Annotated in this window: 23 protein-coding genes; 12 read left to right on the top strand and 11 right to left on the bottom strand. The window is 36.0% G+C overall.

The annotated features are described in order from the left end of the window. The coding region (locus I5515_RS12315) for an aminotransferase class III-fold pyridoxal phosphate-dependent enzyme (RefSeq protein ID WP_199967297.1) at positions 1-252 on the bottom strand (252 nt) is incomplete at its 3' end. Between the two features lie 135 nt (positions 253-387). Here I5515_RS12315 and I5515_RS12310 point away from each other — a divergent pair. The 10 genes from I5515_RS12310 (at position 388) to I5515_RS12265 (ending at position 10,863) form a co-directional block, all read left to right on the top strand. Continuing rightward, on the top strand, positions 388-810 hold the full coding sequence (locus I5515_RS12310) for an Lrp/AsnC family transcriptional regulator (protein ID WP_199967296.1): 423 nt from the start codon (positions 388-390) through the stop codon (positions 808-810). Between the two features lie 269 nt (positions 811-1,079). After that, on the top strand, positions 1,080-2,513 hold the full coding sequence (locus I5515_RS12305) for a gamma-aminobutyraldehyde dehydrogenase (RefSeq protein ID WP_199967294.1): 1,434 nt from the start codon (positions 1,080-1,082) through the stop codon (positions 2,511-2,513). A gap of 25 nt (positions 2,514-2,538) precedes the next feature. Next, entirely contained in the window at positions 2,539-3,309 is a 771-nt protein-coding gene (locus I5515_RS12300) for a nuclear transport factor 2 family protein (RefSeq protein WP_199967292.1), read from the top strand. A 58-nt stretch (positions 3,310-3,367) separates the two neighbouring features. Continuing rightward, entirely contained in the window at positions 3,368-4,087 is a 720-nt protein-coding gene (locus tag I5515_RS12295; protein WP_199967290.1) for a FadR/GntR family transcriptional regulator, read from the top strand. A gap of 65 nt (positions 4,088-4,152) precedes the next feature. Next, entirely contained in the window at positions 4,153-4,860 is a 708-nt protein-coding gene (locus I5515_RS12290) for a cache domain-containing protein (RefSeq protein ID WP_199967288.1), read from the top strand. Between the two features lie 196 nt (positions 4,861-5,056). Next, positions 5,057-6,388: an APC family permease gene (locus I5515_RS12285; RefSeq protein WP_199967286.1), complete on the top strand. Its 1,332-nt coding sequence runs from the start codon at positions 5,057-5,059 to the stop codon at positions 6,386-6,388. 18 nt (positions 6,389-6,406) lie between these two features. Next, positions 6,407-7,852, top strand: coding sequence for an NAD(P)/FAD-dependent oxidoreductase (locus I5515_RS12280; protein ID WP_199967284.1), 1,446 nt, complete (start codon positions 6,407-6,409; stop codon positions 7,850-7,852). A gap of 146 nt (positions 7,853-7,998) precedes the next feature. Beyond that, positions 7,999-9,357 carry an amino acid permease gene (locus I5515_RS12275; RefSeq protein ID WP_199967282.1) on the top strand — a complete coding sequence of 453 codons (1,359 nt, stop codon included), beginning with the start codon at positions 7,999-8,001 and terminating at the stop codon, positions 9,355-9,357. A gap of 381 nt (positions 9,358-9,738) precedes the next feature. Then, positions 9,739-10,098, top strand: coding sequence for a hypothetical protein (locus tag I5515_RS12270; protein ID WP_199967279.1), 360 nt, complete (start codon positions 9,739-9,741; stop codon positions 10,096-10,098). 294 nt (positions 10,099-10,392) lie between these two features. Then, positions 10,393-10,863 (top strand): hypothetical protein, encoded by a 471-nt coding sequence (locus I5515_RS12265; RefSeq protein WP_199967277.1) that lies wholly within the window; start codon positions 10,393-10,395, stop codon positions 10,861-10,863. 127 nt (positions 10,864-10,990) lie between these two features. Here I5515_RS12265 and I5515_RS12260 read toward each other — a convergent pair whose 3' ends face one another. After that, positions 10,991-11,545 (bottom strand): TetR/AcrR family transcriptional regulator, encoded by a 555-nt coding sequence (locus I5515_RS12260; protein ID WP_199967275.1) that lies wholly within the window; start codon positions 11,543-11,545, stop codon positions 10,991-10,993. 50 nt (positions 11,546-11,595) lie between these two features. On the opposite strand from I5515_RS12260, the gene I5515_RS17605 reads away from it, so the two are divergent. Continuing rightward, a complete protein-coding gene (locus I5515_RS17605; protein WP_265092294.1) occupies positions 11,596-11,718 on the top strand; it encodes a hypothetical protein in 123 nt (40 codons plus the stop codon). Between the two features lie 604 nt (positions 11,719-12,322). Here the strand turns inward: I5515_RS17605 and I5515_RS12255 are convergent. The 7 genes from I5515_RS12255 to I5515_RS12225 all read right to left on the bottom strand — a co-directional run bounded on the left by I5515_RS12255 (position 12,323) and on the right by I5515_RS12225 (position 16,512). After that, positions 12,323-13,582 carry a ParB/Srx family N-terminal domain-containing protein gene (locus I5515_RS12255; protein WP_199967273.1) on the bottom strand — a complete coding sequence of 420 codons (1,260 nt, stop codon included), beginning with the start codon at positions 13,580-13,582 and terminating at the stop codon, positions 12,323-12,325. Between the two features lie 95 nt (positions 13,583-13,677). Then, positions 13,678-13,953: a hypothetical protein gene (locus I5515_RS12250; protein WP_199967271.1), complete on the bottom strand. Its 276-nt coding sequence runs from the start codon at positions 13,951-13,953 to the stop codon at positions 13,678-13,680. A 39-nt stretch (positions 13,954-13,992) separates the two neighbouring features. Next, the gene (locus tag I5515_RS12245) at positions 13,993-14,325 is read right to left on the bottom strand and encodes a hypothetical protein (protein ID WP_199967269.1); all 333 of its coding nucleotides are present in this window, start codon (positions 14,323-14,325) and stop codon (positions 13,993-13,995) included. A 245-nt stretch (positions 14,326-14,570) separates the two neighbouring features. Continuing rightward, positions 14,571-14,768 carry a hypothetical protein gene (locus tag I5515_RS12240; RefSeq protein WP_199967267.1) on the bottom strand — a complete coding sequence of 66 codons (198 nt, stop codon included), beginning with the start codon at positions 14,766-14,768 and terminating at the stop codon, positions 14,571-14,573. Continuing rightward, entirely contained in the window at positions 14,750-14,857 is a 108-nt protein-coding gene (locus I5515_RS12235; protein WP_199967265.1) for a toxin C-terminal domain-containing protein, read from the bottom strand. Before I5515_RS12235 ends, I5515_RS12240 begins: the two co-directional genes overlap by 19 nt. 166 nt (positions 14,858-15,023) lie before the next feature. Then, on the bottom strand, positions 15,024-15,488 hold the full coding sequence (locus I5515_RS12230; protein ID WP_199967263.1) for a DUF6334 family protein: 465 nt from the start codon (positions 15,486-15,488) through the stop codon (positions 15,024-15,026). Positions 15,489-16,071: 583 nt separating this feature from the next. After that, the gene (locus tag I5515_RS12225; protein WP_199967261.1) at positions 16,072-16,512 is read right to left on the bottom strand and encodes a DUF6334 family protein; all 441 of its coding nucleotides are present in this window, start codon (positions 16,510-16,512) and stop codon (positions 16,072-16,074) included. Positions 16,513-16,730: 218 nt separating this feature from the next. On the opposite strand from I5515_RS12225, the gene I5515_RS12220 reads away from it, so the two are divergent. Next, entirely contained in the window at positions 16,731-17,342 is a 612-nt protein-coding gene (locus I5515_RS12220) for a hypothetical protein (RefSeq protein WP_199967259.1), read from the top strand. 143 nt (positions 17,343-17,485) lie between these two features. On the opposite strand, the gene I5515_RS12215 is transcribed toward I5515_RS12220, so the two are convergent. Beyond that, positions 17,486-18,364, bottom strand: a complete 879-nt coding sequence (locus I5515_RS12215) for a MetQ/NlpA family ABC transporter substrate-binding protein (RefSeq protein ID WP_199967257.1) — start codon at positions 18,362-18,364, stop codon at positions 17,486-17,488. 512 nt (positions 18,365-18,876) lie between these two features. Continuing rightward, entirely contained in the window at positions 18,877-20,625 is a 1,749-nt protein-coding gene (locus I5515_RS12210; RefSeq protein WP_199967255.1) for an FAD-dependent oxidoreductase, read from the bottom strand. Positions 20,626-20,692: the final 67 nt, after the last annotated feature.

Here is a 20,692-nt window from a genome sequence, read left to right as displayed (position 1 = left end):
AACTGGTTCATTGGTATAACCATTGCCTACATGCCAAAGTTTTGTTGCTTGTTCTGTTAAAGCATTTACTGCCACTGGATGCGCATGACCTAATGCGTTTACTGCAATCCCGCCTGCAAAATCGATATATTCTTTATTTTCTTGATCCCAAATACGTGAACCTTCGCCGCGTACCGGAATGAAATTTGCCGGTGCAAAAACTGGAACCATCCACTCATTAAAGTCACTACGTGAAACTGCAAAATTATTCATCTTATCTAGTCCATTAAATTGAATTATTAGGCTTAATTGATGACCCTATTATTCAAAATCAAATTGATTCAAAAAATTTGTAATTTAGTAAAAAATGAATTATTTTTTACCAATTTGATAATTGACAATTACAATATGGATAACATTGATCAAATTATTTTAGGTTTACTTAAAGATAACGCACGAATGTCTGTTACCGAGCTAGCCGAAAAAGTTCACGTTTCACGAGCAACAGTTAAAAAAAGAATCGAATATTTAGAGTCTTCAGGCATCATTACAGGCTACACAGTGCGTTTTAAACCCAGTGCAGAGCGCAATGTAATTCGTGCATGGATGAGCATTATGGTTGAAGGCACCAAAGCACAATCTGTAATTAAAGAACTACGTCTAGAAAGTGCTGTTGAATGTTTGCATAAAACCAATGGTAAATGGGACATTCTGGTCGAGCTACGATCAGATACATTAGAAAACTTCGATAAAGTTTTAGAAAGAATTAGGAACATTTCAGGTATTTATAACAGTGAAACTAGCATTTTGCTTGCGAGTCATAAGACCTGATGATTCACTTTAATTTCAAATAATAAGAACGAAAAATTGATGAGCTAAGGACGAAACTTGGCTCATCTAGCTACTCTCGATTAGAAAATTATTCTCTAAATTTTTTAATTTTTTTAAATAATCAAATCAAAAACTTAAAATCCAATTTTGTTCAAACCGAAACTTTTTTCGCTCACTCCCCTCATTAAAGTATTTGACAGGAAAATTAAAACATAATACATATAGTTTTATATGTTATATGTTAAAAACCTAAGGACAAGGTATAAAAAATGGCTAAAACTCAACTCAAACACTTTATTAACGGCGAATATGTTGCTAGCAAAGGAAATGATTATTTCGACTTGGTAAGTCCGGTGACTGGTGAAGTTTATGCACAATCACCGAATGCAACTGAAGCTGAAGTAGACGCAGCTTATGCGGCTGCAAAAGAAGCATTTAAAATTTGGGGACGCAGCACACCTTCAACTCGTCAAAAAGCATTACTTAATTTGGCAGATGCAATTGAAGCAAATGCTGAACGTTTGATTGAAGCTCAAAGCCGTAATACGGGTCAGTTAAAACACTTAATCGCATCTGAAGAAGTGGGTGCATCGGCAGATCAAGTTCGCTTCTTTGCAGGCGCTGCCCGTTTACTCAATGGCACAGCTTCAGGTGAATATTTAGAAGGTTTAACATCTTCTATTCGCAGAGAACCAGTTGGTGTTGTGGGTCAAGTAACACCTTGGAACTATCCACTCATGATGGCTGTCTGGAAAATTGCTCCTGCTCTGGCTGCTGGTAACACTGTGGTACTAAAACCAAGTGACACAACACCAGAAAGTACGCTTTTACTTGCAGAAATTGCTGCGCCATTTTTCCCTAAAGGTGCATTTAACGTGGTGTTAGGACAAGCTCAGGTCGGTTCAAAAGTTGTATCGCATAAAACACCTGCGTTAGTTTCTATTACGGGTTCAGTCCGTGCAGGCTTACAAGTTGCCGCTTCTGCCGCAGCAAATTTAGCCAAAGCACACCTAGAGCTTGGCGGTAAAGCACCTGTGGTCGTTTTTGAAGATGCCGATATCGATAAAGCGGTTGAAATGATTGCTTTAACAGGCTATTTCAACGCAGGACAAGACTGTACTGCTGCAACACGTGTGATTGTGGCTGAAGCCGTTCACGATGAATTTTTAGCTAAATTAATTGAAGCTGCAAAAAATACACGTTTTGGTGAGCCAGATGATCAAGATGCACTTTATGGTCCACTCAACAATGCCAATCAATTAAAGAATGTTAAAGCATTTATCGACAACTTACCTGCTCATGCCAAAGTTGAAACAGGTGGAAAACAAGCGGACCGTCCGGGCTTCTATTTTGAACCGACGATCATTAGTGGCTTAAAACAACACGACGAAGCAATTCAAAATGAAATTTTCGGACCTGTAATTACTGTTCAAAAATTTACAGATGAAAATGATGCAATTGAAAAAGCCAACGATATTGAATACGGCTTAGCTTCGAGTATTTGGACCAAAGACCATGCGCGTGCAACTCGCCTGTCTCGTGAACTCGACTTCGGTACAGTTTGGATTAATACCCATATTCCGCTCACCGCAGAAATGCCACACGGCGGCTTCAAAAAATCAGGTTATGGTAAAGATTTATCAGGCTATGGTTTTGAAGAATATACCCGTGTTAAGCATGTAATGAGTTCAAATGAAGAATAAAAAAGAAATTTGAAAGGAGTTCAAAATGAATAAACAAGAAATGAAAGACTTTGTGAGTAAAGCGCACCACGAGTTATTTAATTTACACGACACCACTGCTCTGGATCGTTATTTTTCGGAAGACTTTATAGAACATTCACCGTTGGTTGCAAATGGTATTTCAGGCCTTCGCCAACTGGTAGAAGAATGTCCCGAAATGCAACATGAAGCCGTGCGCGTATTGGCAGATGGCGACTTGGTTGCAATTCATGGACGTTTTCAAGGCTTAGATGAAAACCCATTAGTGGGCTTTGATATTTACCGTATTAAAGATGGAAAAATTGTAGAACATTGGGATGGTCTTGTTGCAGAAGCAGCGCCAAATGTGAGCGGTAGAACACAATTAGATGGTCCAACCGAAATCGTGACGCATCATGATTCAGAGGAAAATCGTGAGATTGTGACTTCTTTCTTTAAGAAGTCATTAATTGATGGAAATTACGAAGCATTTGAAGAATACACCCATGGCGATCAGTTCATTCAGCATAGCCCTGACATTGGAGATGGTGTTAAGGCAGTGATTGATTTTTTGAACAATATCCGTAATGAAGGACAAGGTTTGGTATACTCCAAAACTCATCGCTCCATTGCTGATGGTCAATTTGTGTTGACACATTCCGAAGGAAGTATTGCTGGAAATCGACATGCCTATTTTGAACTCTGGCGTGTAGATAACGGCAAAATTGTTGAACTTTGGGATGCAATACCAGCTGTGCCTGAAGATGAACAGGCAGTCCATCGTTATGGCGTGTTTTAATTATTATTTATCCGCTTCATTAAGCTAAGTCTCTGACTTAGCTTTTAGAGAATTCGCCATGTCAGCATATACGATAATTTTTGCACCTATCGCTCAGGCAACTCGATCGGAACAAGTTGTAGAACGCTTGGAAAATGCAATTATCTCTGGATTGCTCAAAAGCAATGAACAACTCCCTAACGAGGCGGATTTAGCTCGCTTAATGGGTGTGTCACCCATTACCGTTCGTGAAGCTCTCAATACTTTACGCGTAAAAGGTCTTATTGATACAAAGCGCGGGCGAAACGGCGGAAGTTTTGTTTGTGAATTGCCTTCGGACTTACTCTTAAACAAACATCCCTTGCGTCAAGCTTCTAATGAATATCTGGCTGATCTAGGTGAGTTTCATAGTGCAATTTTAAGCCATAGTGCGTATTTGGCGGCTCAAAGAACCACTGAATACGAACTTAACAAAATCAAAGAACTGATCGAACAATTTGAACAAGCAGTTGAAGCCGACACGCGTGCTCAACTTGATTTACGCTGTTTGTTAACCCTCACCTCTTTTGCACAATCTGCGCGACTGGCAAATCAGGAATTAACGATACAAGCGGAATGGGCACCACTCATTGCAGTACTTTATCAAGATAATGATTTTCATCAACAGATCGTCAATCAATACCACCAACTTTTTTCATCATTCGTTCAAAGCAACGAAGATGAAGCTGTTACACAAGCAAGAAAAATTGTTTCGATGCTAACGGATCAAATGCTTCGATATAAGTTATCTAGCGAATAAAAATAATAAATCAGAGCACTTATAAAATATCGAGTTAGAAATATGGAATTTTAGGAGTTATAGGAATGACCCAACATCTAGATATAGAAGAGCTTCAAAATTTGTTAAAGACGGTGGTTGAGGAAACGACAGCCATTACAGAAAAACTGGCAGCTAAAGCGAGCAAAATTCTCTCTAAACATGAACCTGAAAAGACTAAAGATATTAAGCTTTCAGGTTCAGAACGTGCAGCTTTGCAAAAAGAAATTAAAAATGCACTAAATGAAAGCCATTACAGTCAAGGAATAGGCTTCGCAAGTTATAGTCCAGCAACGCAAGATGAACAAGATTATTGGACACTTGAATGGTGGTATAAAAAAGAAGACCAGTTACAGCAAGCAAAGCTTGAAAACTACCAAAATGCACAACGTTTTTTAGATTTTCGCTCATTTGAGTGGTTCCACAAACCCGCTCAAAATAAAAGCCCATGCATACATGGCCCTTATGTTGACTATATTTGTAATGGTGCTTACACCATCACCCTTGCTCATCCAGTCATGATTCGTGATCAATTTATTGGTGTGATTGCCACAGATATTTTAGTTTCGGCACTAGAAAAGCTGTTAATGCCTAAGCTGAAAAACATTAAACAAAAAGCCGTTGTACTCAACGATTCCTCTCGAGTCATTACTTCAAATGACGTCACCATCAGAACAGGGACCTTATTTAAGGAACAGACTGCTCAACAATTTACTTCACGTCCGTGCCAGTCGTTTCAATTGGTCGTTCTCTAAAGTGAAATAAACAGCATGAGTAAGTAACTTTACTTTTAGTGTGCCACCAAGGCGAAATAGCACTTTAAGCGCCTAGTTTTGTTCAAAATTCCTTCAAACAGACTCGTTTATTCAGGTCTTGGGGAACTTTTGGCCCAAAAATAGCATCGCCTTTCTGGATGAAAAGCAGAACAACAAAATTTTAGGTTGAAATGACATGGAAAATAAAACGTCTTCCTTAAAAAAATTGTCCCTTTGGCAAGTCACAATCATTGGTATTGCCTATATGACGCCAATGACTGTATTTGACACCTTTGGAATTGTCTCTGGAATTACCAATGGCCATGTGCCACTCGCATATTTACTCGCACTTGGCGCCATGCTCCTCACTGCATGGAGCTACGCAAGATTTAGCCGGAATTCAGAAAAATCAGGCTCAGCATATAGTTACACTGCCGAAAGCCTCGGTCCTAAAAGTGGTTTTTTTGTCGGTTGGTGTTCCCTACTCGACTATCTGTTATTACCCCTCATCAATGTTTTGCTTGCCGCAATTTATCTCACTGCCCTCATTCCAAGTCTGCCTTATTGGTTTTGGGTCATGGTGTCGGCTGGCCTCATCACGTTAGTCAACTGTTTCCGCATTCGCTTACTTGCCAACTTAAGCCTACTGTTTGTGTTTGCCCCCATCATACTCATGATCATTTTTGTTTATTTAGTGATTCGGGGTATTGGTTCGACTCAAGGTTATGAGCATGTACTTACTTTGGCTCCACTCTGGCATGAGCACCAATCCATCTTGCCACTTGTAGCTGGCGCCTCAGTTTTATGCTTTTCATTTCTAGGTTTTGATGCGGTCACTACACTTTCAAATGAAACGAAACAACCCACTAAGAATATTCCTCGCGCAGTCATGTTAACAACTCTTGCTGGCGGGTTCATTTTCTTTACAGCCGCTTGGTTTATTCAGCTTTATTTTCCAAATAATCTTCGCTTTCACCATCCGTCAGAAGCACTTCCTGAAATTGTGCTTTATGTCGGCGGTGCTTTTTTTCAATCCGTGTTCTTATGCGGGCAAATTATGAACACTGTCGCCTCAGGTCTTGCCTCACATGCCAGTGCTTCACGTTTACTGTATATAATGGGCTCCGACAATATTTTTCCCAAAAAGTATTTTGGGACAATTCATATCTCTTTAGGTACACCATTTTTTTCGGTTTTATTTGTTGGTCTTATTTCGATGTCCGCCGTTTTTCTAGACTTAGCACAAGTCGTAAGCCTCATCAGCTTTGGTGCTCTAGTGGCTTTTACCGCTGTTAATTTCTCAGTTTTCATGAAGTTTTATATTAAAGATAAACAACGCCTCGGATTTAAAAACAAATTTTTAAATCTCTTTTTACCGCTTTTATCAGTCATCAGCATTATTTGCCTCTGGCTTAACCTCGATTCATCTTCACTCACTTTCGGATGTTTCTGGTTATCTTTAGGCATTCTTTTATTTATCTATAAAACGATTAAAAAACAAAGTATTGCGATTAGTAATGCTTATTAATTTTTAAGGAACTCAAACATGAACATTATTTCTAAACCTCAGCTTTTAAAAGATGTGGAATATAAACCAAGCAAATCTCTTCAAATGGGTAAAGAGTGGAGCTGGTTAAATCCAAAACATGCGCAATTTAAAAATACAACAAATGAAGATGCGTCTATAGATAATCCAGCGAACTACTATGAAAGTTCACTCAATGACTGGCATACATTTGACAACTTAAAGGCTGACATTGAATGTGATGTTGTAGTTATTGGCGGCGGTTTATTAGGTTCATCTACAGCCTTACATTTAGCTGAACAAGGCGTAGATACCGTCATATTAGAAAAAAATCGCGTTGGTAGTGCAGCTTCTGGCAGAAATGGCGGGCAACTTACCCCTGGTTTGGCACGCTGGGAAGCTCAAGAAATGGCCGACCGACTCAGTTATGAAGATGCCAAAAAACTGTGGCATTTTACCTCTACTGAAGCCATGCAGCTTATTGACAACATCTCGGAAAAATACCAGCTCAATTTTGACCGAAAACATGGTCACATTACCGCCGCCGTTCATGAAGGACATTTGGTTGGCTTAACACAAGGCGCCGATGCGCGAAAATATTTAGGTGAAGACCATACCCGCATTGTGGGTAAACATGAACTTATGGACTATATTAAGTCTGATTATTATACAGGCGGTTTAATTGATGAATTAGGCGGACAAATCCATCCTTTAGCTTTAAACCGTGGTTTAATTTATGGATTTTGCCAAAATGGCGGTTCTGTTTATGAGCAAACAGAAGTCCTTTCAATAGAAGAAAAAGCAGATGGTATTTATGTTCAAACTGCCAATGCTGTCGTGAAAGCTAAAAAATCTGTGGTTTTAGCCGTTCATCATGCTTCGTTTAAACTTTTATCTGAGCAAAAGCAAACCACCATTCCGTTTTATACCTATGTCGCGACGACCGCTCCTTTAGAACTGGATACGAAAGAGCTGCTGCCATTTGGGCATCCAGTTTACGACACTCAGTTCCAGATTGATTACTATCGCCCTGTGTTTGATAACCGACTACTGTTTGGTGGCCAAGGCACTGGAACATGTTGGGGACCAGAGAAAACCTTAAATTATCTAGAGCATCGAATTAATACAGTTTTTCCGCAAATTAAAAATCTAGAAATGGATTTTGTGTGGAGTGGAACGACTGATTTAACTGTAAATGGCGCAGTCGATAGCCGTAAGTTTGGCGATAAATTCCCAATTTACGCTGTTCACGGTTGGAGCGGTCACGGCGTTGCACAGACAGTTCGTATTGGTAAAGCCATTGCAGATGATTTTGTTGGGCAATCTAATGATTTTGAAATGCTATATAAAATTGACCATCAAAATATTATGTTTGGACGCACACTTGCCCCTGTTGTCATTCCACTCGCTAAAAGCATGTATGGCATTGGAGCAATGATCAACCCAGGCAAAATGGTATCTTTCTAATTATAGAAACGTCATTTTTTCTCTCGAAGGATTCGTACAGGTTTGTGCGAATCTTTTTATATAAGCGCAATCTTACTTTTCAAACTAGGTTATCCCTAGCCAATCCATTACAATAGCGTCGGCTTTTTTAGACAGCGCATAGTATTTTGAGTAACTCAACTTCCCAATTAAAACGTGGACTTAAAAATCGTCACATCCAGTTAATCGCTATGGGTGGTGCTGTGGGCACAGGACTTTTTTTAGGCTCTGCACAAGTCATTCAGTCTGCTGGTCCTTCAATCATTTTGGGTTATGCCATTGTGGGTTTGGTTGCATTTTTAATTATGCGCCAAATGGGTGAAATGATTGTAGAAGAACCTGTAGTAGGTTCTTTCAGTTACTTTGCACAAAAATATTGGGGAAGATTCCCTGGTTTTTTATCGGGCTGGAATTATTGGGTTGTATATATTTTAGTAGCGATGACTGAACTAACGGCCGTTGCCAAATATGTGCATTACTGGTGGCCGCATATTCCTGCATGGATATCAGCATTATTTTTCTTTGTTTTGGTTACTTGTTTGAACTTAGGCAACGTTAAATTTTATGGTGAATCTGAATTTTGGTTAGCCATTATTAAAGTCGTTGCTGTCATTTCAATGATTGTGTTTGGCTTATATTTATTGCTTACAGCGGGTAGCGACTCTACAGCTAGCTTTTCAAACCTATGGCAGCATGGCGGATTTTTCCCTCATGGGTTTTCGGGTTTGTTTTATATGCTCGCTTTCTTAATGTTTGCATTTGGTGGTATTGAACTTATTGGTATGACCGCCGCTGAAGCTGAAAATCCTGAAAAAAGTATTCCACAAGCCATTAACCAAGTCATTTTTCGGATTTTGATTTTTTATGTCGCTTCCCTTGCGATTATTATGTCACTCATTCCATGGAATCAACTTGACTTAGGTGGTTTAGATAAAAGCCCCTTTGTAATGATTTTTAGTCAGCTTGGTATTGGTTGGGCAGCTCATTTACTGAACTTTATTATTTTAACTGCTGCACTTTCTGTCTATAACAGCGGTATGTATGCCAACAGCCGCATGCTTTATGGGCTGGCAGTACAAGGGAATGCACCTAAAGTTTTTGCAAAACTCAGCGAACAAGGTGTACCTAAACCTGCTGTGATCTTCTCTTCTATTCTGATTTTTGGTTGTGTATTACTCAACTATTTCATACCAGAAGAAGCTTTAAGCTATCTCATGTATATGGCTGTTGCAGCGTTGGTTTTAAACTGGGCAATTATTAGCTTTACCCATTTGAAATTTAAACGTGCGATGAAACTCGCAGGTAAAGTTGCCAAATTCCCAGCACTATTCTCACCTTTGAGTAACTATGTCGTTTTGATTTTCATTGGCATGATTTTATATATTATGTGGACTCAAGGCTTTGAAAAATCGGTGATTTTAATTCCAATATGGATTACTTTAATGCTGGGACTATATAAATTTTTAAGATTCAAAAAATCACTCTAATTTTCAAAAGGCTTATTCAAACAGAATAGGCCTTTTTTGTTTTAGGGACATAAAAATAATCTTTCCCTCACAGCAAATCTGATCAGGCCAAATATCTGTATCGTGTTTGATCAATCACAATTCACTTGGGTGCTCTTAAGGATGTGTTTTCGATATTGAAAGGCGATTAAGACATTTTTAAGAGATCATTATTAAAGTACAAGTGTTTACATGATCTATAAATATTTGTGCCAATGTTCAGCTAAAATCGTGGCTGACAAGGTATATCGTTGCGATCATCAATCAGGAAAAGACGCTACACCATAAGTACCACTTTTACTTACTTTACTGATTTTGTTCCATCCACTGCGTCGCTTAATGATGAAAAACAGGAAAAATTTTATGGAAAAAACGCTGCAATGCCCGAAGTGTGGTTCTACAGAAGTTGAAGCACGTGATCATGACAAACTGCTTAAAACCACTGGTGGTGTTTTACTCACGGCTGCGGGAACTACAGCGGGTACCGTAGGCGGTGCTGCAACAGGTGCTTCTATAGGGGCCGCAATTGGTACTGTGGCTGGACCATTAGGGGTGATTGTTGGTGGTACTGTAGGAACATTTGTCGGCGCAATCAGTGCAGGTATTACTGGCGGTGTAGTTGGCAATATTTTTGGTAAAAAAGCAGGCGTAATGATCGACAAAAATATCTTTCAAGACTACCGCTGCCTAAAATGCAAATACCGTTTTAAAGTAAAGAAATAATGTTTATCTAAATTTAGCTTAATTTTAAAGATTTTCTTATGCTTTAAAAAATAGGGAAGCCATCATTTTGGTTGCTTTCCTTCTCTATTTTTTCTTATCTTTCTCACTTCAAAAAATATTTTATATCTCCTCTCATCAACATTATATTTTTATGTACAGGCAGTATAGCTCAACAAAGAATAATCCAGATTAATCTAATTTTTAATGAAATGAACAATCAAAATCAGCAACTTACTTTACGCTACTTACAAGATATGAAAGAATTACGGCCTAATATAACTTCTGAAATTTAAAATGAAAAAAATATTATTTTTAAGTTTACTTAGTATGCTTAGCTCGTATGGTTTTGCAGCAGATAATAGTTCGGTTTATCGAGGAATTGGTACTGGCCCTGAAAACTTTCTAAAGTTTGACATACTTAAACAAAAAGGCTTCTTGGCCAAAAAACCTAATATTTCACGAGCAGACTATAACGATATATACAAACTCAAAAAAACCTATCAATTTATGGGACAAAACGTTGTATTAATTTCAGATGAATATATGTCTGAATATGTGGGCTGTTGTGTTAGTGAAGGTTGGGGAGCTGTATTTAAGCAAACCTCTAATTTGCAATTGATTGAGAAATTTGCAAAAACGAATCAATGTAAAATCTCTCCTATAAAACCAGTTAATGATTACTATGGATTTAAAATCCGTTCTCTACCAAAAGGTAATTACTATGAATTATCATGCCGCGAACGCGACCTAAATGAGTCCGAATAAATAGAAATTAAATTCTAAAAATAAAAAGCTAAACTATCAGTTTGGCTCAAAATCAAACTAATATAAAGTAAGTTAGATAGATGCTTTTGAAGTAAATATTCAAAGGCATCTTGCTCAAAACCACTATTCAAAAAACAGCTTTAAAAAAACAATCCAGCACCCTTTCCCTTTCATCTGCCTGATCTGAGCTTAAAAGCTGAATAATTGTTCCTTCAATCATATATAAAAACATTTTGGCATCTTGAAAGGTAGCATCGGTTTTTAGTTTTATAAGCTGGCTATAAATTTCATTCGTCAGCCATGTTCTGTACCTCACTGCGGTTTGATAGGCGCTCGGATAATTATTTTTAGTTTCAAAAATGGCTTTAAATATTAAGTAATACATCCCTTCTAAATCGGTATGTAAAAAATAAAGCTTTTTGAGTTTATCGGTCACGCTTGTGTCGTGGTCGTACTCGACCATTTCAATCACTTGGTCTTGGAGTCGCTGCTTTTGCACTATTAGAGAAATTTCAATGAAGCGTTGTTTAGAGGGAAAATAACTATAAAACGTCATTTTTGCCACTCCTGCTTCTCGCATAATTTTTTCGACACCAACAATGGAAAACCCATCGTGATGAAACAGATCAATTCCTTTATTTACAACTTCTAAAGCACGTGTTGAGAGAACTAAATTTTGCATAGTTTTACCGTTATAAATTCTTGTTGTATCTAAATGAGATAAAAAAGCCCGTGCCCTTTCTGGGAGAAAAAAAGGCACAGCAAAGCCGTAAAGACTGTGCTTGGCACATCTCAAGTTTTATTGTTGATGCAAGTTTTTTGAGCCGTAATGACTTAAAGTCTGAAAGCTTATAGGCCTTCAAACTGTTTAAAGATGATTTAAGTTGTGTCGTTATAGCTTTTGGCATCGAGAGCCAAGAAATAATGAGTGTGCAAAACCAACTCCTTTTTATAGGGAGTTCTGCCAAGACATTAAAATTATGGTGGCAGAACGAAAGAGGGTTCGCAGACTGGAAACAAAGGAACCAGCACACCCGAAGGTGTCCCCCTTCCGCCCTACCGTAGAGAAAAAGGGGGCGAACGAGTTCCCGACACACAAAACAAGAGTTTTGCATATCGACTTTGTTTTCCCGGTCTGCGACGACCGACTGGCAATGTGGCCAGCAGGCAAAGAATAGTGCCCAACCCTCTTACAGTCAAGCACACAAAATGACATTTGTTTTAAATTAGATCATTAAAAAGCAAGGTTAAATAATGAATAAGCTATTGTTAATTTGAGGTTTATAAAAATAGTAAAAATCTTAATAGCGTCTGTAAGGTGAGATGTTTAGGGTTTAGGTCAAACCAAGTAATTCTTTTTAATTTTTAAATCATCGATTCTAAAGTGACTAAACGCTAAGGATTTACTCATACAAAAAAGGAGCGACATTACTCGCTCCTTTTTCTTACAACTGAAGAGTTACCAACCCCAACACGTTCCTGTAGCTGGTTTACCACATGCCTTGTAATTTACGGCATACCAGATGCTACCACCTGTACGCGGTGTTTTATCTTTCTTAATTTCATCACGGGTCAAATCTGTAAGATTTGAAATTGAAGTTGCAGTAACAGAACCTTTAGCTGCATTTTTCACAAGCTGTAACGCGCCCAAATCTGCGGCAGTTGAAGTACCATAAATAATATCAGTCGGTTTGGTATTTCCCATTAATAAGGAATAATCAGCAACCGCTGCCTGATAGCCTGTTGCACTGCCCGACACAGTTAAGTCACTTTTTATTTCTGTAGATGCCAATACATCTGCAACACCATACACACTAGCATCGGTATGATAAAAGCTTAAAGGATGTACCAAGTTCTTGTCGATTTGCTTATTGAACCAATCTTCCCATAGAAATTCAGTATAGTCGGTTGCATTAGCAACTTTGCTATAACCAATATCACGCGTGAAATAGACCAATGAACGATATGGATTATTTTGCATACCATCAGGGTTTGTTGCAGTTTTGAGGCCTAAGTTTTTAGGTAATTGTTGATATGAAATCGGTTGATTCTTTCCATCTCTTAACCATGCTCGGCCATTCGCAAGCATTTTCACCCAAAACTCATCCGCCGTTTTACTATCACTATAGTTCCCAACAACTTTTACCCATACTTTAAGTTGACCACCACCATCTGGCAGTTCACGGAACTCTGTCATCGTATGATGGCCATCGGTCAGGTAAAGTCGCCCATCATAACCAACAACAACTGTTTTCAAATCAGCCGTTTCAGTACCTGGCTGTTCTTGGCAGTTAAATGTCTCTAATTGTTTTAAATTCGCCTTTTGCAGGTCTTGCAGACTTGCAAAATCATCACGACTTTTGGCACCAATCATTTCACAATAATCACTAAACTTCTTGCCAATGGTTTTATTTAAATAGACCAATTGATTGACTGGATCTGCTTGCCAAGTTGGGCGCTGTACATCCCCTTGCCAACGTCCTAATTTATAATAAATTTGATCATAACCAATTGCACCCTGCGTTGGGATCAAGTCATCAATCGCAACTTGAATTACATCATTGGATTTTGCCGTTAGAAAACGCTGGTCACGAGTATCTGTTGGTGTTGGGGAAACTGCTGTAGATTGTTGATCTTTGCTATCATTACAGGCAGTTATAGCCATCATGCTCGCAACAAGAAATACCGAACTTAGAATTTTATAAGATTTTTTCTGCATGACTGGAATCGACCCCGATAAATTGCTTTATTTTCAACCAATAGGGTTTCATCCAGATGACTAAGGGATGTCATTTTGATGAATATAGTTATAGATCAATCCATTAAAGTAACGAAAAAATCGTCAATAATATTATATTCCATATCAAAAATGGTCTTGTAATATGCTATTTTCAAATTATCTACCGATAAAACATCTATTTTACAAACATAGACCAATACTTCATATAGATCAGTTTCTAGGGTAATACTATCTAATTTAAAAACTAGAGAATTAACATCTTCGAATATATCTAAATCATGAGCGTTATTTTCATTAAAAAGCTTCCTTAACTTTTCTAATGAAATCCTTTCAATTAAAATATTATTCATTTCATATTTTCTTATAAGAATAATTTATTTACTCTAATTTCAACTATCACAATTGATTCTATAAAACATATCATCAAGAGTACCTGATGTCTTATCTTTAACAATATCTAATAATGCATCACGCAAACAATCAATCGACATTTCCTCTAAAATTAGCATATTAGATTGCCAAAAATAACAACCAAAATGACTATCACCAGTTGCTCTAAATTTTTTCATTAAATATTCAATATTTTTAAGCGTTACTGCTGTTCCAGCATATTTAATATTATCTACAGTAATATTAAAGTCTATATTTTGCTGAACCACATCAAAACTATCTAATTCATGCATAACCAATAGTTTAAATTCAGAACATTCATAAGTAAGCATTTTATAACTCATGGTTTTACTACTAAAATAAAAAAATCGCATTTTTCAGGTATAAAGAAAATAAATTATTTTTACTTTACTACCTTAAAAATTGATCCTATAAAATTTGTGGGAATTTTAAATTTTCTTTATTTTGATAAGGAAATATACCTTTTATCGGAGCTAATATCATAAAATTTAACCAGAATCTCCTAAACTCATAAGAATTTTAGTTTAATAACATGAAAAATTGATATTACCCCATATTAATCTTCACAATTCATTAATACACATTTTCCATCTATTTTTCCCACTAAACTTATTGGTTTAGATGAATCGCCTCCATCTAAAGATAACTCTACAAACAAATCTTTATTTTCAAAAGATTGAAGTTCTAATATTAATTGTTGGATCGTTTTCCCATTTGAAATCCAGTTCACCTTGCTTAAATCATTTTTAACCATAAGAGCTCGTCTCCAATTCTATTTAAATTTATATTATAAGTACCTAATCGTGTGTCATGAGAGGCCAACTTTTCTACAGATTTTGCCATTTTCAATGCTCCCCAATATGCTCATCACCTGAAAAATATGTGTGATATCCCTCAACCTCTAAATTATAGGTAGTTTCAACTCGATCTGTTTCCGTTATAGAAATATAATAACCCCCCTGCTTTTAACAGGAGCTTTTGTCAACACAGAAGTTATTTTCATCTCGTTTTAAAAATAACGGTCTATTCCGTAGTCTCTAAACTCATACATTAATCCTGAATAACTTGAAAAAAATGTGAGCGCAGAAAAAAAATGTCCACTTCCAGTAACTAAAGGATCATAAAAGGTTATTTTGAGGCCATCAGAAAAACCATTAGTATTTACAATATCATAGAAAGAACCTAAAGCATAACCTTTCAAATCCATGAAATCCTTAATAAATACAGTTGTCAGTGCACCTTTTTTGAAATCATTCACAACCCCAACTGCCATTGCATTATCGTCATAATTAACAGAAAAGACTATATAAAAATCTTTCACTTTGAATATAACTTTTTCAATTTCACCAACATTATCTACTTTATTTATAGATTGACCATTACTCTCATTATCGATGAATACATACACCTCATCTATAATCAAATTTAAATCATCTAGGCTATTGATAAAATCAAAAAATTTTTTAACTTCCAAAATCAACCTCACACTATCGATATTACAGCTACTTTCTTTTACCTGCTTTCTATCCTAAACGTTCTGCTTGCTCTAGTATCTTTAAAGTTCTTTTAAAATTTTCATTAGGAATTTACCTTTCATCTTTAAAAACTCTCCGACTGAAATCTGTTGTAAGGTTGAAGGAATTATACGAACATTTTGTCCTGTTCCCTCATTTCTTCTTACCACACTTGCTACAAAATCATTAATAACATATTCAAATGCTCTATATTATTTTAATTTTGTAGTGAGCTTATGCCGAGATTTAATCATTATATAACAGTAAGAATAATCATCTTTTCCAAGATAACTACTAAAATCTCCAAAGATTTTCAACCCGCTGCAAATCATTAAAATTATTTACTACAACTTTATTATCAACCCATATTTTTTTCAAAATAAATTCCATCAATAATTTCATCTTTTTCTTCTTCATAAATGTATTTACATAAGTTTAGTACAAACAATTTTCGATTATCCTAATTCTCAGATATATTTTTTAAATATCTTATCATATATAACTAATATTGAATAAATTTTATAGATACATGTATGAACTAAATCAGATATGTATCAATCCTGATTCTCTTAATTCATATTGCAATCCAGAAGCCAAAGCAACAATCGTTAATACAGCAAAAAATGGATTCGTCTTAGATTCTTTCAATGAATGATCATAAAGCATAAGCTTAATCCCATCTGTATATCCTCTTTCATTGATGATAGCGAACATTGTGCCAATTTCTAATCCTTGTAGACTTGATAAATTATTCGAACAGTGTTGTTGCATGGCCTTATTTGGCAAGCAAGAGTAGACCTTTAATTCAATTTCATCAAAATTATGATTAACTGTAATAGCCCAAAACTTTTTATTAATCTCAAATATTATACTTTCGACTGGGCCTTCAGAATTAGACTCCCCATCTACAACTAAATAGAGGTCATCTATTTTTCGAACTTCATCAATATTTTTAACTGCACCAAAAATACTGCTTTGCACCATATTCTTACCTTATTATCAAATTCCAATGCCAAAAATTACATATTTTTAAAATACCGCCCTATAAGTAATTTAATTTCTCAGACTACTACTATTAGCACAATAGCTTACTTTAAAATATGTTTTCTTTATAAAAATTTGATTAATTTTAATACTTTTATATAGTTATAACTCATGCCATAATCCAGACTTTTAAAAATAGATAAAACCTACTAAAGCCTATGTTGAATACGATTAAAAAGCTATTTTTCTTATGGTCTAATGGTGAGAGTGAAACAAAAAATGGAAAAAATGTTCAAATTGCAATGTCAATTTTTTTCTTATGTGGTCTTATTTTATATGATGGTTATATAGACTATGAAGCAATTTCAGGGGATCTTCCCCCTCATAGCCAAATCATTGTTATAAAAGGAAATTTCACAAAGCATGAGTCAAAGGGAATAATACATATTAAGCTTTCAGGTGATGTCATATATCCTGATAAAGCTGTAACTTATTACAATGTACCTTATATATTCTATAAACAAGAAGAAGTATATATTAGTAGATCTGCTTTCTCATTTACATACAATTTCTTGAAAGATCATCCTAATGAACCTGTCATTGTATATGGTTTCACATTAGAAAATGGAAGTGGAAATTTTTATCCACTTAAAATTATGAATATACAAGGTATGGTTTACCCCTCAAATTTTCTTAATGATCTACTCTCTAAACGTAAATATTATTTAAGAACACTCATTTATAAAATTTTCTTTTTTTCCTTAAGCACGTTCGCATTTATGTATTTAAGCTTTAAAGCCATTAGAGAAAATCAAACTAGCAATGTATAAAGCCAAATTACTTTATTAATGTAATTATTAAACTTTTACTACTTAGTTTATATTAGATAATAAAATTACAATATTTCCAATAAAAAAGCTAAGCCCCGATACCGAAGCTTAGCTTTGCAAAATAATTTTAATTAAAAAATTACTTATTTGATTTCTGCAAATTCAGAAACAGGTTTGTTGACTTCAACTTTTGTACCGCCGAATTTTTCGCTCACAAACTTTTGAACTTTAGGTAAGTGGTAAAGCTCACCAAGTTTCGTATAGATCGGATCATTTTTGTTGGCTTCCGCAACACCCAATAAATTGACATAAAGCTTAGTAGATTGGTCTACAGGTTCGCGGAATATTGAGTCTTTCAGTACGTTTAAACCACCTTCAAGTGCTAATGTATTACCCAATACAATTGCATCTACATCGTTTTTAACACGAACTGCCGTCGTCATTTGAATTGGTTTTAATTGCAAATTTTTAGGGTTTTCAGCAATGTCGTTGGTAGTCCCTTTTACAGGGTCAAAGTTCGGCTTAAGTTTAATCAGTTTAGCGGACTGTAATAAAGTTAATGCGCGAGCTTCATTGGCTGTATCGTTTGGAATCGCGATTGTAGCGCCTTGCGGGAACTCATCAACAGTTTTAACTTTATTTGCATAAAGTCCCATTGGCTCTAAGTAAGTTGTCGCAACAGCAGCAACTTTCGCTTTATTTGAAGAATTGTAAGCTGCCAAGTAGTTAAATGACTGGAACGCATTTACATCTTGTTCACCACTTGCAACAGATGTATTAAGCACAACATAGTCAGTCAAATTGGTCACTTCAAGTTTAATGCCCGCTTGAGCAGTTTCAGGAAGCGTTGCAACATATTTCCATACATCAGTATCTGAACCTGTTGAAACCAGTTTAATCGTGCGAACTGATCCTGTTTTGTCTTTGCTTGTTGCTGTATTTTCAGTTTGTGCAGGTTGTTTATTACATGCAGTCAGTGTCAGTACAGATGCGCTGAACAGTACACTAAATAATTTCTTCATAGATACATCCTAAAATAGGAAACGCCTACTCTGCAAAAGAGTGAGACATTCTCAAACATTGGGTCAAAATATAATATTTGGCTAGAAATAATTTCCAGATATAGGGTTTAGAAGCCTGAATTCAGCCTTATTTCTTCCTTGAACTTGCTCGCTGAACAATAGAATTATGTTTTGAATCAGTTTCTAAATATTGGCTCATCATATATCAATAAATGAATATTCTACAAATAACTTGTTCAATTCTGATATATAGACATATTTAAAGTAAAGTACTGAAAATAAAAAATATATTATAGAAATAAAACAATTTTGATCAAAATATACACTTATTTGATTTATATGAAATTTTTAGGATTTGTTATCAACATTTAAGCTAAAGAGTGGTTTAATTTATATTCTTTGCATATAAGAAGCCCCTGCTTTTAACAAGGGCTTTTAGAATTTTACGAATGCTGTGAGCAACCGAACTTAATAAAATAATTTTCAATAAATTTTAGTTCATTAATGATCAACTAACTCAAACTAAGTATTGATGAGATAGCACTGTGCAACTCATCATCCGCAGATTCAATTTTGTTGCTTTGCCAAGCAATATAGCCATCTGGTCTGATCATTATGCAAGCATTTTCATCAGGCCCCCAAGAACGAGAAAGTTCGCCATAAGAGTCTTCGACATCTCTTTTCGGACCTACCTGTATAACTTTAATATCTAAATTAAACCGTCTATTCAGGTTATCTACAGCACCCTTCCATTTATCGCCTTGTAACCAACAGAACAGCGTAAATTTTCCATTTCCAATTAAGTCTAAGGTTGATATTTTTCTATGATTTTTTACTAACCATATATGAGGGAGTTTATGACCAGAAGTAAACGAGCGATAATAATACAGATCTTCATCTCTACAAGAATCTATTTTATTTTCAATACTATACTCTGCTCCAATAATTGCAGATGAATTATAGCGTACGTTTGTTTCTACACCTAAAGCAGCAAATTCATAAGCTTTATATTCAATCGCAGATCTTAAATCATGACGTTTCACAGCACCTTTTTCATTACTTTCACTTAAGGCGTTTATGCTTCCTTGCATCGTCTCGGTACTGTACTTCCCATCTAACTCTAAAGCAGAAAATATTGCTGAGAACTCTTTAACACTTTGATTTGCACGCTTAACAATTCGCTCACCAACAGGTGCTCTTTCATCATTAAAACTGTCTAATAAACCACTACCCGCTTTGCCATTTAATACAAATGCTAATTTCCAACATAAATTATAAGCATCTTGTATAGAAGAGTTCGAACCTAGTCCATTAGAAGGCGGATGGCGATGGACAGCATCACCAATACAGAAAACTCGACCTTTCGAATATTGCTCTGCATACATTTCATTTACTGTCCACAGCGACTTACTGCTTATAGATATTTCAATGTCGTTATCACCAATAAGCTGTTTGCAAATCGCAATCGCCTCATCATCGCTAAGAGATGGCTCTTCTTTTTCAATGTCATAACCCCAAACAATCTGCCATTCATTCCAAGGTCTGACCATGCGCAACAACCCTAACCCGATTCCTCCAATGTTTGCTCCCGGTTGTATAATCCACCAGAGGTAGCCAGGTCGATACGAGACATATTTTGTTAAATCGGCTTTAAAAATAATGCTGAGGCTGCCACTTTTCCCCATTTTACCAGTCATAGGTAAATCTAAATCTTTTACAACTTTACTGCTCGCACCATCAGCCCCGATTAAATATTTACATCGGATGAGGTATGTTTCTTTAGTTAATCTATCTAAAACAGTGACTGTTACACCGTCCTCATCTTGTACGTGAGATAAATATTCCGTATCAAATCTTGGATGGCTCCCTCGTGATGCTGCATTTGAAAGCAAAATAGGTTCAAATAGGTGTTGAGGAAGGTCACATTGCTCACAGGGACTAGCTTTAACATATTCTGAGATTCGTTCTGGATGATTCATTCCATAAGGAAAACGTCCAATTTCATCACCTGTTAAAGCGGTGCAATAAACAACATCTCCCATAACTTCCTTTGGTGCTGCTTTTGCTATTACTTCATCAGATATCCCTAAATCTCGAACTATTTCCATTGTTCTTTGGCTTATATAATGGGCACGAGGACTATTTGCCAGCCATCTATATTTAGTTATTATGATATTTCTGATTCCATAAGTACTTAACATCAGTGCAGCAGAAGAACCAGCTGGACCACTTCCAACAATTAAAACATCAGTTTCTAACATTTTTATCCTATTACTTACATATTATTAGTAGCTAAATAGCTATTCCATACATCTAAAGAAAACAACC

It is taken from the genome of Acinetobacter calcoaceticus (assembly GCF_016508255.1).
Taxonomy (GTDB): Bacteria; Pseudomonadota; Gammaproteobacteria; order Pseudomonadales; family Moraxellaceae; genus Acinetobacter; species Acinetobacter calcoaceticus_E.
The sequence above is the reverse complement of the archived record's forward strand: the minus strand, read 5'-3'. Positions and strand labels throughout refer to the sequence as shown.

Bases quoted from the DNA above. Each gene is read 5' to 3' on its own strand.
- I5515_RS12310 (WP_199967296.1), top strand. From the start codon at position 388: ATGGATAACATTGATCAAATTATTTTAGGTTTACTTAAAGATAACGCA.
- I5515_RS12305 (WP_199967294.1), top strand. From the start codon at position 1,080: ATGGCTAAAACTCAACTCAAACACTTTATTAACGGCGAATATGTTGCT.
- I5515_RS12300 (WP_199967292.1), top strand. From the start codon at position 2,539: ATGAATAAACAAGAAATGAAAGACTTTGTGAGTAAAGCGCACCACGAG.
- I5515_RS12295 (WP_199967290.1), top strand. From the start codon at position 3,368: ATGTCAGCATATACGATAATTTTTGCACCTATCGCTCAGGCAACTCGA.
- I5515_RS12290 (WP_199967288.1), top strand. From the start codon at position 4,153: ATGACCCAACATCTAGATATAGAAGAGCTTCAAAATTTGTTAAAGACG.
- I5515_RS12285 (WP_199967286.1), top strand. From the start codon at position 5,057: ATGGAAAATAAAACGTCTTCCTTAAAAAAATTGTCCCTTTGGCAAGTC.
- I5515_RS12280 (WP_199967284.1), top strand. From the start codon at position 6,407: ATGAACATTATTTCTAAACCTCAGCTTTTAAAAGATGTGGAATATAAA.
- I5515_RS12270 (WP_199967279.1), top strand. From the start codon at position 9,739: ATGGAAAAAACGCTGCAATGCCCGAAGTGTGGTTCTACAGAAGTTGAA.
- I5515_RS12265 (WP_199967277.1), top strand. From the start codon at position 10,393: ATGAAAAAAATATTATTTTTAAGTTTACTTAGTATGCTTAGCTCGTAT.
- I5515_RS12260 (WP_199967275.1), bottom strand. From the start codon at position 11,545: ATGCAAAATTTAGTTCTCTCAACACGTGCTTTAGAAGTTGTAAATAAA.
- I5515_RS12255 (WP_199967273.1), bottom strand. From the start codon at position 13,582: ATGCAGAAAAAATCTTATAAAATTCTAAGTTCGGTATTTCTTGTTGCG.
- I5515_RS12250 (WP_199967271.1), bottom strand. From the start codon at position 13,953: ATGAATAATATTTTAATTGAAAGGATTTCATTAGAAAAGTTAAGGAAG.
- I5515_RS12245 (WP_199967269.1), bottom strand. From the start codon at position 14,325: ATGCTTACTTATGAATGTTCTGAATTTAAACTATTGGTTATGCATGAA.
- I5515_RS12240 (WP_199967267.1), bottom strand. From the start codon at position 14,768: ATGGTTAAAAATGATTTAAGCAAGGTGAACTGGATTTCAAATGGGAAA.
- I5515_RS12235 (WP_199967265.1), bottom strand. From the start codon at position 14,857: ATGGCAAAATCTGTAGAAAAGTTGGCCTCTCATGACACACGATTAGGT.
- I5515_RS12225 (WP_199967261.1), bottom strand. From the start codon at position 16,512: ATGGTGCAAAGCAGTATTTTTGGTGCAGTTAAAAATATTGATGAAGTT.
- I5515_RS12220 (WP_199967259.1), top strand. From the start codon at position 16,731: ATGTTGAATACGATTAAAAAGCTATTTTTCTTATGGTCTAATGGTGAG.
- I5515_RS12215 (WP_199967257.1), bottom strand. From the start codon at position 18,364: ATGAAGAAATTATTTAGTGTACTGTTCAGCGCATCTGTACTGACACTG.
- I5515_RS12210 (WP_199967255.1), bottom strand. From the start codon at position 20,625: ATGTTAGAAACTGATGTTTTAATTGTTGGAAGTGGTCCAGCTGGTTCT.